Genomic DNA, 12535 nt, shown 5'->3' with positions numbered 1-12535 from the left:
TGACCCTTGTCACCGGATAAACTCAGCCATTTTAAAGCAGTATTTACAGTTATCTCAGCATTTTGTCAGAAATTCTTCAGATAACTCTGCCATCCTTTGGAGCACCTTGTTACTAGATTGCTAACATGCAAGACCCATCGTCATCTTCATTGCCACTGGGTGCCACCCCCAGTCGCTTTCAGTTTAACCGCCAACTGTGGGAACGATTTGTGGCCATTGCCCAACCCTATTTTTATCCCACTGGCCCCAGACAAACTAGAGTCTATCTGGGGCTATTATTATTGTTGTTATTCGTTGTAGTCGCTGTTGCGTTTTGGCTCACAGTCGGTTTGACTTTACTGGGCAGAGCGCTATTTCCTGACTTTTTTACTACTTTGGCTGGACAACTGGTGGCGCAAGTGATGGCGTTATTGTTGTCTTGGATGCCCTATGGGGCCGTGGCAACTCTAGCCATAGGGGGTGCAGTTGCGTATCGGTTGAGGCGCGGCTTGCAACAGCGATGGTCCCAATGGAGTTTGCTCGGTCTTTTATTATTGTTGTCGTTTATAGTCAACGGCATCAATGTCTCCATTAGCTATGTTTTTAGATTTGTAGAAAATGCCCTAAATCAGCAGGATGCCAATACGTTTTGGCAATTTCTGTCTGTATATGGCGTGATTATTGTGGCGGTTATTCCAATTATTGTGTTGTACCGCTATGTACGCCTGAAGCTGGCATTGCGCTGGCGTATGTGGTTAACGGAACATTTCTTGGAGCGCTATTTTAGCAATCGTGCTTACTATGAGTTAGATTCGAATGCCGCCAATACGGAAATTGATAACCCAGATCAGCGGATTACCCAGGATATTAAGTCGTTTACAGCGGTTACGTTATCGTTTTTGCTCGATATTTTAGACTCGGTGCTGACGCTAGTTGCTTTTACTACCATTCTCTATACCATTTCTAAGCCGCTGACCATTGGGCTACTGGTGTATGCCATTGTGGGAACTGCGATCGCAGCCCTCACCGGTCGTCGCCTGATCAAAATCAACTACGATCAGCTCCGCCTTGAAGCCGACTTTCGCTACAGCATGGTGCATGTGCGAGACAATGCTGAATCCATTGCCTTTTATCGGGGTGAGCAACTAGAGAGAGAACAGGTCACCCAGCGTCTGCTAACAGCCGTCCGTAACTTTGACTTGTTGATTATTTGGCAATCCTTAATTGACATATTCCAGTATGGATACAACTATTTCACCCGGATTGTTCCCTATGTGATTGTTGCGCCGTTGTATTTTGCAGGGGAAACCGATTTTGGCACCTTCACCCAGGCAGCTATTGCCTTTAATCAGGTGCTGCGGGCGCTGTCGCTAATTACTAACCGTATTGACGAGATTGCCGAATTTGCCGCCAGCATCAATCGGCTTGGGGCTTTCTATGGGCACATGGAGCAGCCCTATGTTGCCCATCAGCACGAACATCGCAGTGAGATTCAGACGCATATTGATGCTCAATTGACGTTGGAAAAGCTGACGATTTTGACACCCAATTCTAGCCAGACCCTGGTCCAAGATTTGTCTCTACAGGTAGGGGCAAACGACCGCCTACTGATTGTGGGGGCAAGCGGTTGTGGTAAAAGCTCGCTATTGCGTGCGATCGCAGGGTTATGGACCAATGGCCAGGGTCAGATCCTAAGGCCAGAGGTGCGAGATATGTTGTTTTTGCCCCAGCGACCTTACATGCTGTTGGGCACCCTGCGAGAGCAGTTGACCTATCCCCATAATTATCAGCACCCAGAGGTGACGCTGCTAAACGTGTTAGAGCAGGTAAATTTGGGCGGTTTACCCGAGCGGTTTGGCGGTCTCGATACAATTCACGATTGGCTCAGTGTTTTATCGTTAGGACAACAGCAACGGTTGGCCTTTGCCCGGGTGCTACTCTCTCAGCCCCGATACGTCATGTTAGATGAGGCCACCAGTGCTTTAGATATTGAAAATGAGCGGCATCTCTATCAATTGCTAGCAGAAACTGAGACAGCCTACGTCAGCGTGGGACACCGGCCATCGTTGTTGGAGTACCACCATAGGGTACTGGAGTTAAGGGGCGATCAGCCCTGGCAGGTGGCGTCATCGGCAGCCTATGGCCGCAAATCCTCAGAGAGACAAGTATCATCGCCATTTATTTTTCACAAAGGCTAAAAAGCCCAATACAATTTCTTTATAGGCCAAAAATTACAGACCTATGGCAAACTGCTAACTGCATGCAGTCGTTTGCTGTGCCCATAGCTGCTGCCATCCATAGCTTCCAGCAATCACTGATGCTGTGAACTACATGCGCCAAGCTATTTTTGCTCAAGCTATATATTTACTACAGTTCGAAAAAAAATGATGAACATTAAGAAGTGGACGCCCCTTTCACTCTCTGTTTTAACAACGCTAGTCCTATGCGCGGCTTATCCAACTCCCCTGGTGGCCCAGGCACCAGCCCTGGGAGATCCTGTGACCACAGTGCCGGTGGCTCAAGACGGCATCACCATTCGCCTGGTAAATCAAACAACGGACACCATTACCTATGAAGCATTGGGGGATACTCAGCCTCGCCGCCTCACACCAACAGCAGACATCACCTTGCAACAGCTAAACACCCCAGCCACCCTGACGTTCTTTTACGAAGATATTCCGAAAGATCGCCAGACGGGGGTGGGCTTACTACAAACGGCCATCAACTTTGATGAAACGACCGGTGTCTTAGATATAATTATCCGCCCCACCAATGATTTAGATGCGGATGTCAGTAACCTGACCGTTGAGGCCAACGGCAACGTGTTTGTGTTTTAAGGAGATGCGGTCGCAGCTTATGTGCGGGCGCAGCTTATGTGCGGGCACAGCTAATGCGTACTGATTAATTGGCTAATTGGCGAGGGGCTGGGCTGGGCGGAACGGTAAGTCGGCTACAGCCTCTCCGCTAATGGGCTGAAGGGTGGAAGCCCCTGAGAAGGTTAGCAACGACGAATTACCCAGGGCCTGCGCCAGGGTGCCTAACGTTTGCTTAACCAGTGAGTCTGGATTTAGCACAACCCAACCATTGCTGGTGAGTTGGCGCAGCTCAAAGTGTAGGTGTGGCCCCGTGGAGTTACCTGTGCTACCCACCAAACCAATCACTTCACCTTGTTCTACCCATTCACCGGGCTGCACTAAAATCTGTGCCAGGTGGGCATAGCGGCTCTCCAGGCTGTTGTCGTTGTGGCGTAGTATGACCGTTAAACCGTAACCCCCTAAATATTCTGATACGGTGACGCGACCGGACTGGGTAGCAACAACGGATGTCCCCATGGGGGCGGCAATATCAGTCCCTGAGTGGAAGCGCTGTACTCCAAAAATAGGGTGCATCCGCCAGCCAAAGAGGGAGGATATGGAGGCAGGTACGGTCAATGGAAAAATGAATTTTTCACCCAGCTGTAGCTGCACAACGGCTTGGGCTGCTCTATTGTAATAGTCCCGAGCAGCGGCGGTTGTGCCGCCCGGCAGCGGTAGGCCTGGAATATTAATGGCAGAACCGGCAAAGCCACCTTGGGCTTGGCCAGGGGTTAAACGGTTTGCGATCGCACCTGCCAACCGACCCACGGTGCCACAGGCAGCATTGCTCACTCCATTGCGACCTTCTAACAAAAACTCACAGCCGCTAGAACGTTCAGAAATAACCACATCCGGCATCGTAGCGCCCACGCTATAGGATGTGGTATCAATCAGCCCAGCCCCATAGTCAGCGGGTGAAATCACCTCTACGTCAGGGGCACTGTTAGAAACCTCAGCCTGCCTGCCTGTCCTCAAGGACTCCAGGGTGGGGGCAGCCGCTGGCGCTGGCTCAATAAAAACTGTGCCATAATCAACAGCTCCAGACGATGGAGCCTCAATGGAGCTAGGCACAACGCTGCTGGGTGCTACAGGCTCTACCACTAAGGGGGCGGGAGCAACAGGAGGGGCAACTTGTCCTTGAGGGGTTTCAACGGCAGATTGAGGGGTGGCTAAATCACTGGCCGACCCCATCTCAGCTTGGGCCAAGACGGCCTGAGTACTCAACAGACCAACGACAGCAAAGGTGCTAACCCTCAAAAACTGTGAGCTTTGAAGCGGGAGGTTCTGCACTAGTTGAATAAATGTTTTATCAGAAGCGGTCATGGCGAAATTGGTATTTGAGTAGGAGGCCCTGCCAATCGTTAGAGTTAATTTAGGTGCCCGCTGAGCTTGAGAATTTTAGCGTTTAACTTAGCCATTTAGACTTACGTATAACAGAGTAGCAATAAACTGAAGGAATCATCATATCCGGAGTCCACTGAAACGTGGCAATCGATAGATACAGGTTAGGAATACCTAGTAATGGAGCCAATGTAGGCCCTCTCAGTTATGTATCGCGCCCTAGCCCATATACGGATACGGGATAGCAAAAAATGACATAATTTTTATGCCACTTCTCAAACCGGCATAAACGGCTTAATAAAGCTAACAATCCTGTCCTTAATGCTTGGATAGACGTGCTGAGAAATCTACCTTGAAGCTTTGACAAAGGCTCCTGCCCTATAGCTTCAAAGCGCTTAAGTCGATGCTAGGTTGAATAGGGACATTGTGTGATTAACGTTTCAGAGTTGAACTACCATGAGTCTGCTCCGTTTCTCCCAGTCTGTTGCTCTCCCAAGGGTTCTGGCCTGTCCATTAACAGTTTTAGCAGCCCTCTCGTCAGCCACACCGGCGTGGGCCAATGCTGATGAATATGCGTTTACACTGGTCAACGATACGTCCGTCGACATGCTGGAGTTTTATGCTTCGCCCCAGGTGGCTAACGATTGGGAGGGCGATCTCCTGGGGAATGAGGCGGTTCGAGAAAATGGCGATTGGACTATTATTACCCTGTCCGGTGACCGTGGCTGTATCTATGACTTTCTGGCCGTATTTTCCGATGGTGACAAACTGGAAAAATATGGCATTAACGTATGTGATTTAGAAACCCATACGTACTATGAAAACTAAACTTCTATCTTTGGAACAACGTCCCGCCCTAAATTGATACCCTGTTCTAGTGTCCTTTTTGTCAAGGATTTTCTTAGCCTGCAGCCACACTTGCCGTGTGCCTGAGCTTGATAAGTTCTCCCGTTCACTTGGGCAAAGTGGACGTAGCTGACTCGCCATTTTTCACTAAATGTCATCGTCATGGTTCGTGCGCTTGTTTACAATCTGTATCCGGTGGCTGAAACCCTTAGGGATTGTTTTGGTCACCGTTTGCCTCTGTATTGCCATGGCTGCACCCGTGCAGGCATTCTGCGGGTTCTTCGTTGCTAAAGCAGACAGTACTCTAGAAAATACGGCTTCCCAGGTTGTCATCGCCCATAGTGGAAATCGCAGTGTCTTTATGATGGCCAATGATTTCCAGGGGGATGTTCAAGACTTTGCCCGAATTGTTCCAATTCCGGTGCTCCCAAGTCGCGATCAAGTCAGTGTCGGTGACGGTGCACTCATAGAAAAGTTGGGTGCGTTTACGGCACCGCGATTGGCTCAATATTTTGATCATCCCTGCCAACAAGAATACGATTGGTATCGAGTTATCGTCTTTTTGGCTAGTCCGATCATTGTATTCTTTTTGCTCTCATGGATCTGGCCCAGACTGAACAAACTGGCACTGGCAATCACACTGTTGTTCCTGACGCTTCTGGCTGTGGCTGCTGTACCCTCCTTTCTCAATCAGGCGAATAAAGCAGGGGGGCCTAATCGAACCATTACCCAGTCTATGCCCGCTGTCACCGTTGAAGATGAGTTTACGGTTGGAGAATATGATGTTGTTATTTTAAGTGCTAATGAGTCAGATGACCTGGTGACCTGGTTGCAACAGAACGATTATCAGGTGAGCTCAGATGCAACTACAATGTTGCAATCCTACATTGATGCAGAGATGAAATTCTTTGTGGTGCGGGTCAATCTAGGAGAATTTCAAAAAGTGGGAGGACAATTTTTACGTCCCATTGTCTTGGACTACGAATCGGACGAGTTTATGCTACCCATTCGTTTGGGGACTCTGAACGCCAAGGGCGACCAGGATTTGATTATTCATGTTTTATCGCCTACTGCCTACGCTGAAATAGCTAATTATCAGACGCTGCCTGTGCCGACCGATGCAGAATCTAAACCCCGTTGGCCGTCTGGTCATGAGTTGCCAGCCTTTGTTCAAAGCGAATTTGGCGACTTTTACGAAACAATGTTTCAACGCACCCATGAAAAATATGCCAATGCTGTGTTTTTGGAGTATGCCACCCGCATATTTGGTGAAAATATTAAGTGTGATCCCTGTGCAGTGGCCCCTGAAGAACTGCCAACAGAAGAGGATCTAAAGGACATGGGCGTATGGTGGAGTGAGGAGTTTCCTGAAACCTGGATCACTCGATTGCATGTGCGCTACAACTCAGACACCTTTCCAGAAGATTTACGCTTCCAAGAAGTCACCCTTGAGAAACTGGCAGAAAAGCCTGGAATTGCAGGACGTTCGTTCCCGGAATGGGCGGGTGTGGACTTTCAGGCGAGATATGTGATTAGACGGCCGCTTGGATCTGCCGTTTGTATATCCCGCTGGCGCTATCAACGTACCATGGCTCAAGCTGCTGAGAATCTGGCGATGCTGACGGGCTGGGATAATGGAGAAATTCGGCAGAAAATGACTGCTGATCGTCGCGTTAATGCGCTAGATAAGCAGGGGCAAACTAAACTACACCAAGCCATTAATGAGAATGATCTTGCCAAGGTACAACAACTGATTGAGCAAGGGGCCAATGTGAATATTGTTGGTAATCAGTGGAGGGGGATGACGCCCCTGGTGAATGCGATCGCAAATGATCAGCCAGAGATCATTCAACGTCTGCTGGACAATGGGGCTGACCCTAACGTTAGTTGGCGAGGGGAGCCCATTCTCTTATGGGCCATTGGGTTTAGCGATCTGACAACGGTTGAACAATTACTGGCGGCTGGCGTTAACGATTCCACACTCCAAATGGTTTGGGAGACGGCTCAAACATCAGACAATGAAGCCTTAATTGAGGTGTTGCAACCCTATGTAAATCCTAAAACTTAAGGGGCCACGCTAGAGAGCACACTATTACTAGTCTGGCGTGTTAGCTGCTGATATAGCCGCTCAGTGTTGGGAAAGTTTGCAGCCGGTAGCGTTGGGAACCGACGATAGGGAACCGTATCATTGCCGAAGAACTCAGCATATTCTGGGGTCTTAATCATGGCTTGGATGAAGCCACGAATACCTTGGGTAGCCAGCAGTTGGTTATATTTCCGAATCTCTGTTTGGTTTAAAGGAGCACGTCCTAGAAAGTGCTTTGTTCCCAATTCAATTACTTTAGTGTTGGGATATGGAGCATAAAATTCTTTCATATATAGAGTGGAACAACCTAAGTCTTCAATGAATTTTTTTAGGTTGATTTCACCATGACTCAACTTACTTTCGAGAGAAGTAAACTCAGTTTTAACGATATAGGGAGAAATATCACGCTCAAATATCTGGCAATAGGCGGCTTGTATGACAGACTGTATATTTATCTTGTCGCCGAGGCTAGTGAGCTTGAAGATTCTTGTCTGAATGCGACGAGTATCCACACCCTGGCTAACACGCCGATTTAGTTCAACCTCGCCATAGACAGAATTTACGGTCCCTAGTTCTACAAATCGAGGTACCGGGTAGTGGGTAAGTGGCTTGAGACCTGTCGCTCCAACAGACCCTTGCCGGAGGGCACGCAGCGCTTGACCTGCTGGTGTAATATAACGTTCGTATGGAATGATATCATCGCCAAAGGCCTCGATATATTCCGTACTATCAATTAGGGCATCTACCAAAGCATAGAATCCCTGCTTAGCACAGATATCGAAGTATTTATTGGTTTCACAACGTCCGTAGGTGGGACGTCCCAGTAACCGACGATGGATATACTCCACTGCCTTCATGACATATAAAGGGGTCCAATAGGTCCGGCGAAATACTTCAGATTTGGCAAGGAGTCTCACAAAATCTCGGACACAAATCTCGCCATTCTCTAGACGGATTTCTGCGGACTTAAGCGCTTGACCCGCATACACATCACGGCCAAAAACCTGACGATAAACAGCTCGAATAATTGTCTGAGTAGAGCTTTCAGAGAACTTGACGCTCTGGCTATTTCTAGATGGCACTTGATCCAGTTTGAATACCTTAGGCCCTAAGGTTCCGGGTGGTTTATGCCAATCTCTAGGATTACTAACTTGGTTATCAATACCGGCACCATGGTGAATTAAAATCCGGCGAGTGTCTTTGCTAAAGAAAGCGGGACGAGTGCTGGGGTTACGGGTTTCTTTCGAGAAAATAGCTCCGAACTGGATTTCGAGGGGATCGTTGCCAGAACCATAGGGATGCTGATCGGGTAATGGTTGCCCATAGGCGGCAAATGTGGTGATGAACTGGGGGACTTTGCGAAAAGGCGCACTGTAGTTCAAAAGATCATGCTGAGGTCCCCAATTACTACATTCCTGGGCTTCTTGGCCAAAACCACGCAGGTAGGGAACAGTTTCCTCGCCAAAGTAATCGCTATACTCGTGGGAATTGATCAAGGCATCCACCAAGGTGGGCAGACCACCTTGAGAAACAATAGAGAAATACTTTTGCACCTCTTTTCGAGAACTGGGACCACGCCCTAAAAGATGTTTGAACGCTAGCTCAAGGGCACGGCTATTGATATATGGATCAAAGAAGTTCTTGCGGTAGAGAGGGGACTTTGCGAGGCGGCGAATGAATTCTCTCATGGTGATTTCACCACTTTTGACCTTGGATTCAATGTGGGAGATGTGGAGAGAATAGGTACGGGTGATATCGCGCTCAAATACCTGTCGGTAGGCAGCCTTAATGACTGAACTTTTCTCAAAGCTTGAAAGATCAGTCTTCATGACAAACTTAGGTCGACGTTCTGCTGCATTGAAATAAATCTGAGGCAACCGTAGACCTTGAAGATCCTGAGACGATCGTTGACGAACCTGATCCGAAGGAGCGGGCGCTTTGAATTCGTTGATCAATACATTGAAATATTGAATCACTATTTCTTGGGCTGCCAGATCTTGGCGAAAATACTTTAGGCTGGCTGTCTGCATTATCTGTAGTGCAGCGATCGTAGCAGCGGATGAACAAGCATTTTCAATGATCTCCCGCAGACCGCGCACGTTGACAGACAGAATATTGGGATCACCCGCAACAATGGCATAGGTGAGATAGCGCAGAAACCAACTCATATCGCGTAGCGATTTCTGCATTTTTTCAGGTCCGTAACGACCAATATTGATGGGGCGAAATCCAGGTGGTATGGGTGCATCGGCAACGGTTAAGAAATCGCGAAACCCACCAAAAAGCTTATTGTATCCGTTGACTGTTCTATTTGTGGTGCTAGCCTCTGCTGACAGTTGAGGCTCGGGGGCGAGTTCAATTTCAACTCTTTCTAAATACGAGAGGGGAGAACCACCGGTAAAAATACGGTTAGCTGCCTGGGAAATAATCAGTTCAGAGTATTGAGTGATTATGGTTGCGATCGCAAGCCGCTTTTTCCCCGACTTAAAAAACTCAGTTAGGGTACTTAGCTCACCCCTTTCCATATAGCGGTCTTGTTGTTCAGCCTGAACAATTGTGGCCAATGGTAGGGTCTGATAAAGTTGTGGCTGAACCAAAGGACTTCCACCACTTGCGGTTACAGTCATTCTGTTTCCAAGACTCCCTTGTAATAACGCGTTAGGTTGAGTTTTTTCAACGTGAAGCATTGTTAGCAGTGCCTATTTGCTCTGCTGAATCAACCTTAATCAGGGTCTGTTACCCCTATGGTTCCTTCTGAGATGTTCAGGGGACGAATGTTAACAATGGTACCGCCTAGCAAATGGATGCGCTGCATTTCTTCATTCATACGATGGAAAGGAACTTGAATGAATTGGGTATGACTTTGACGAATGGGGAACTGATGAATAAATGTCACCTCATTTTCGCTGAGCCCACTTAATTCATACACAAACATGCGGTTGTCTGAAGTAGACAACGTACTGGTTGAATATTGTCCTAACATAGTTATCACCTTTTAGTAACAATCGAGTGAAGGATAGTCATAAAGATTGATGACTTTGAATGTTTTACGCACGGGCAATACTGGCAACCCGTCCTCCAGTTTTGTTGATGCGTTGTAGAGTTTGAGATAGAGTTTCGTAGGGCACTATAAAAACTCGATTACTACGGCGAATACTGGGATAGCCTGGTGTACTCATACCAGCAACTTCAATTCGATATAGGGTGCCACGTTCCTGGGTTGTTTGAGGCCGTCCAAAAACACGGTTTTGAGTATTATTTTTCTCGGACCCTAAATACGTACTTACTCCACTGCCAGTACCTGAAGGGGTATTAATTACAGACGTTGTTCCTAGGGCCAATTCTGTTGCCAAACGAGATTTTTTGCCAGCGAGCTGTGAACGATCACTATTGGCATAGCCTCGATAGAGGTTAAACATTCTGGTGAACCCTGAGATACTTTGTCCTACTTCCGTTCTAAAACTACGATAATAGGGAACAATATTATCGCCAAATGCCTTTTCATATTCCGGTGTATCGATGTAGGAATCGATATCAGCATCAAACCCTTCGGTTTCATAGCGATCTAGGTGCTCAATAATTTCTGCTTCGCTATAGGGTGCCCGACCTAACAAATGCTTGAAGTTTAGTTCAATAACACGGGTTTGAAAGTTAGGATACAAAAACTTAGCCTTGTATAGCTCAGATTTAGCAACAGCTCGAACAAGCTCTCGAACGGTTAATGTTTCGTTAACAAATAGAGATTCTAAACCAACGAGCCGTTCTGATTCCATTAAGTAATCATTACCCAAGACATGTCGATAAACACCATGAATAATGGCTTGTATGGTGTCTGACGAGGCATTGGGACGAAACTCTATAGGATCTTGCTCATTAAACGGTGTAGTGCCTAGCCAAGCAGCCGATCGGGTAATAGCCACAGATCAATCTCCTTCAAATTGTTTGACTCGGTAACTTAATTACCTTGATTTAGATATCTGTATGAGGTAACACTCCAAACGTGGAAATATTACGCTGATGTAATATTGATAATGCGACTACCCCGCTGATTTAGTCGTTGCATTGTGGATGATAATTGTTCATAGGAAACTAGATATTCTTGGATACCGCGACGAATTTGCGGGATACGTCCACTAGCGGATTGAGAAACGCGAATGCGATAGAGTTTATCCCGTTTACCCCTGGTGATACCCTGCAATTCCTTACCAAAGCCTGATGTTCTTACAGGAGTGGCTGTATTCGTTGCTAATTCTGTTGTTAAGCATCCCTTTTTATTCTGGGTTCGGGCTCGATCGCTACTCGCATATCCTTGATACAGTTGAAACATTCTGACAAAGCCGACTGTTTTCTGATTCCTCTGGGTAGCAAATCCTCGATAATATGGGACAATTTGGTCACCAAAGGTATCGCGATATTCAGAAGAATCAAAATAGCTGTTAATTTCAGCCTCGTATCCTTTTTTGATATAAAGGTTCACATGTTCGGAAATTTCTGTTTGGTCATAGGGAGCTCGACCCAGAAAATGTTTAAAATTCAGCTCAATAAAACGAACCTGAGGGTTGTTACTAAAGAACTTGTGTTTGTAGAGATTTGACAATGCCAATGCTCTTACAAAATCACGAACATGAATATGTCTTTGTTTTAGCAAAGACTCAGCACTAGTCAGATGTTCTGAACGCATTATGTGATCGTTGCCAAACAACTGACGATAGGCAGCCTCAATAATGATTTTAATATCTGTTTCAGTTGCATTAGCCCTAAACTCAATGGGGGCTACCTGGGCAAATGGTTCAAATCCGAGTGAACTGGCTGATGCTGCGCTTGTCATAATGGCTTCCCAGAACTATCGTTGATTATCAATGCTGTTATGACATCCGCGGCCTGAGCCCTGATTGTGTCAGGCCGCGGATAAGGTTTAACCGTTAACTAAGAGCGTTAATGGCATAGTCAATGTAGGAATTTGCCTCAACGGCTGCATCTCCACTTAAGCCATGGTTCGCTTTGATATGACTGAGAGCTTCAACATACCAGCTTGGGGATAGCTCAAACGCTTTGTTAATTTCTGCTGCCCCAGCAACCAGGTAGTCGTCCATAGGGCCTGTACCACCAGCCACTAAACAATAGGTGATCATTCTCAAGTAGTAGCCAATATCGCGGGAGCACTTGGCTTTGCCTTCCGGTGTGGAGGCATAGTTGTTACCCTGCATTTGTGTGGTATAGGGGAACTTTTGGTATACAGCTTGAGCAGCACCATTCACTAGGCTATCTGCATTTTTTGTCAGGGTTTGAGCAGCCGATAAGCCTGCTTGAGCTTGACGAAAGCGACCAAAAGCAACTTGCATTTCAACGCTACTTAAGAAGCGACCCTGGGAATCGGCTGTTGAAACAGCTTCTGTCATGGGTGTTTTCATGATGCTAAATCTCTCCA

At 47.1% G+C, this 12535-nt stretch carries 10 protein-coding genes; 4 read left to right on the top strand and 6 right to left on the bottom strand.

Translation table 11 applies throughout. The features are described 5' to 3' along the window. Positions 1–125 precede the first annotated feature (125 nt). Entirely contained in the window at positions 126–2177 is a 2052-nt protein-coding gene (locus SPB21_RS06065) for an ABC transporter ATP-binding protein/permease (RefSeq protein ID WP_499865973.1), read from the top strand. A gap of 186 nt (positions 2178–2363) precedes the next feature. Continuing rightward, positions 2364–2816: a hypothetical protein gene (locus SPB21_RS06060; protein WP_163668273.1), complete on the top strand. Its 453-nt coding sequence runs from the start codon at positions 2364–2366 to the stop codon at positions 2814–2816. A 72-nt stretch (positions 2817–2888) separates the two neighbouring features. Here the strand turns inward: SPB21_RS06060 and SPB21_RS06055 are convergent, their stop codons facing one another. Then, a complete protein-coding gene (locus SPB21_RS06055; protein ID WP_499865971.1) occupies positions 2889–4157 on the bottom strand; it encodes a M23 family metallopeptidase in 1269 nt (422 codons plus the stop codon). Positions 4158–4631: 474 nt separating this feature from the next. On the opposite strand from SPB21_RS06055, the gene SPB21_RS06050 reads away from it, so the two are divergent. Both SPB21_RS06050 and SPB21_RS06045 read left to right on the top strand, forming a co-directional pair. After that, a complete protein-coding gene (locus SPB21_RS06050) occupies positions 4632–5003 on the top strand; it encodes a hypothetical protein (protein ID WP_163668269.1) in 372 nt (123 codons plus the stop codon). 265 nt (positions 5004–5268) lie between these two features. After that, the gene (locus tag SPB21_RS06045) at positions 5269–7089 is read left to right on the top strand and encodes a DUF2330 domain-containing protein (RefSeq protein WP_499865970.1); all 1821 of its coding nucleotides are present in this window, start codon (positions 5269–5271) and stop codon (positions 7087–7089) included. Here SPB21_RS06045 and SPB21_RS06040 read toward each other — a convergent pair. From SPB21_RS06040 to cpcA, 5 genes are all read right to left on the bottom strand, one after another. Then, positions 7086–9734 (bottom strand): phycobilisome rod-core linker polypeptide, encoded by a 2649-nt coding sequence (locus SPB21_RS06040; protein ID WP_163698676.1) that lies wholly within the window; start codon positions 9732–9734, stop codon positions 7086–7088. The two genes, SPB21_RS06045 and SPB21_RS06040, sit on opposite strands and share 4 nt — an antisense overlap. A gap of 95 nt (positions 9735–9829) precedes the next feature. Next, positions 9830–10090, bottom strand: a complete 261-nt coding sequence (cpcD, locus tag SPB21_RS06035) for a rod-capping linker protein CpcD (protein ID WP_499865968.1) — start codon at positions 10088–10090, stop codon at positions 9830–9832. Positions 10091–10154: 64 nt separating this feature from the next. Beyond that, the gene (locus tag SPB21_RS06030) at positions 10155–11027 is read right to left on the bottom strand and encodes a phycobilisome rod-core linker polypeptide (protein WP_499865966.1); all 873 of its coding nucleotides are present in this window, start codon (positions 11025–11027) and stop codon (positions 10155–10157) included. An 89-nt stretch (positions 11028–11116) separates the two neighbouring features. Continuing rightward, positions 11117–11935, bottom strand: coding sequence for a phycobilisome rod-core linker polypeptide (locus tag SPB21_RS06025; protein ID WP_163698670.1), 819 nt, complete (start codon positions 11933–11935; stop codon positions 11117–11119). Positions 11936–12029: 94 nt separating this feature from the next. Then, positions 12030–12518 (bottom strand): C-phycocyanin subunit alpha, encoded by a 489-nt coding sequence (gene cpcA / locus SPB21_RS06020; protein WP_163698668.1) that lies wholly within the window; start codon positions 12516–12518, stop codon positions 12030–12032. Positions 12519–12535 lie beyond the last annotated feature (17 nt).

Origin of the sequence: Leptothoe sp. ISB3NOV94-8A, from assembly GCF_043421595.1 — a bacterium.
GTDB classification, from domain to species: domain Bacteria; phylum Cyanobacteriota; class Cyanobacteriia; order Phormidesmidales; family Phormidesmidaceae; genus Leptothoe; species Leptothoe turfae.
The sequence above is the reverse complement of the archived record's forward strand: the minus strand, read 5'-3'. Positions and strand labels throughout refer to the sequence as shown.

Coding starts and splice junctions, on each gene's coding strand:
- cpcD (WP_499865968.1), bottom strand. CDS start 10,090: ATGTTAGGACAATATTCAACCAGTACGTTGTCTACTTCAGACAACCGC.
- SPB21_RS06050 (WP_163668269.1), top strand. CDS start 4,632: ATGAGTCTGCTCCGTTTCTCCCAGTCTGTTGCTCTCCCAAGGGTTCTG.
- SPB21_RS06040 (WP_163698676.1), bottom strand. CDS start 9,734: ATGACTGTAACCGCAAGTGGTGGAAGTCCTTTGGTTCAGCCACAACTT.
- SPB21_RS06065 (WP_499865973.1), top strand. CDS start 126: ATGCAAGACCCATCGTCATCTTCATTGCCACTGGGTGCCACCCCCAGT.
- SPB21_RS06025 (WP_163698670.1), bottom strand. CDS start 11,935: ATGACAAGCGCAGCATCAGCCAGTTCACTCGGATTTGAACCATTTGCC.
- SPB21_RS06045 (WP_499865970.1), top strand. CDS start 5,269: ATGGCTGCACCCGTGCAGGCATTCTGCGGGTTCTTCGTTGCTAAAGCA.
- cpcA (WP_163698668.1), bottom strand. CDS start 12,518: ATGAAAACACCCATGACAGAAGCTGTTTCAACAGCCGATTCCCAGGGT.
- SPB21_RS06060 (WP_163668273.1), top strand. CDS start 2,364: ATGATGAACATTAAGAAGTGGACGCCCCTTTCACTCTCTGTTTTAACA.
- SPB21_RS06055 (WP_499865971.1), bottom strand. CDS start 4,157: ATGACCGCTTCTGATAAAACATTTATTCAACTAGTGCAGAACCTCCCG.